The 700-nt window shown below is 38.3% G+C and carries 1 protein-coding gene; it reads left to right on the top strand.

Annotation, left to right across the window (positions count from 1 at the left end):
* Positions 1 to 27: 27 nt before the first annotated feature.
* Positions 28 to 609 (top strand): GNAT family N-acetyltransferase, encoded by a 582-nt coding sequence (locus CXF74_RS21515; RefSeq protein WP_101084691.1) that lies wholly within the window; start codon positions 28 to 30, stop codon positions 607 to 609.
* Positions 610 to 700: the final 91 nt, after the last annotated feature.

Genomic DNA, 700 nt, shown 5'->3' with positions numbered 1-700 from the left:
GTTAGCAGTACAAATGAGGTATGCAATATGAATTGGTTATCCTGCCCTAAAATACAAGGGAAATACGTTACATTAGAACCATTGAGTGTTGACCACGTCGATGAGCTTAAAGAAGCTGTTTTAGATGGAGAATCTTGGAAGTTATGGTACGCCAATGTACCATCTCCGGAATTAATGGCTGATTATGTAGATAAAGCAATTAGTGAGGCGAAGTGTGGGAATATAGCATTTTCTGTAAGGTGTATTAATACCAATAAGATCGTAGGAACAACCCGTTTCTATGGTGTTGACGCTAAAAATAAAAGAGTAATGCTTGGGTATACTTGGTATTCATCTTCAGTCAGACGCACACCTATTAATACCGAGTGTAAGTTATTGTTACTTAATCATGTATTCGAAGAACACTCTGCAATTGCAGTTGAATTTAGAACTCACTTTTTCAATCAGGGTTCTAGAAAAGCAATTGAAAGGTTAGGGGCCAAACAAGATGGCATTCTTCGGAATCATCAGGTTTTAGATGACGGTTCTTTCAGGGATACTGTTGTTTATTCCATAATCAATTCAGAATGGCCTGCCGTTAAGAATAATTTGCAAAGTAAGTACTGCTAACAAGGCGTTTAAACGGAACAAAAACAGTGGGTTACGTTTCGCTTCGCTACACATTTTAACCCACTACTTTTGTCCGCTTAACGCGGCGTTA

It is taken from the genome of Psychromonas sp. Urea-02u-13 (assembly GCF_002835995.1).
Classification (GTDB): domain Bacteria; phylum Pseudomonadota; class Gammaproteobacteria; order Enterobacterales; family Psychromonadaceae; genus Psychromonas.
The sequence above is the reverse complement of the archived record's forward strand: the minus strand, read 5'-3'. Positions and strand labels throughout refer to the sequence as shown.

Coding starts and splice junctions, on each gene's coding strand:
- CXF74_RS21515 (WP_101084691.1), top strand. CDS start 28: ATGAATTGGTTATCCTGCCCTAAAATACAAGGGAAATACGTTACATTA.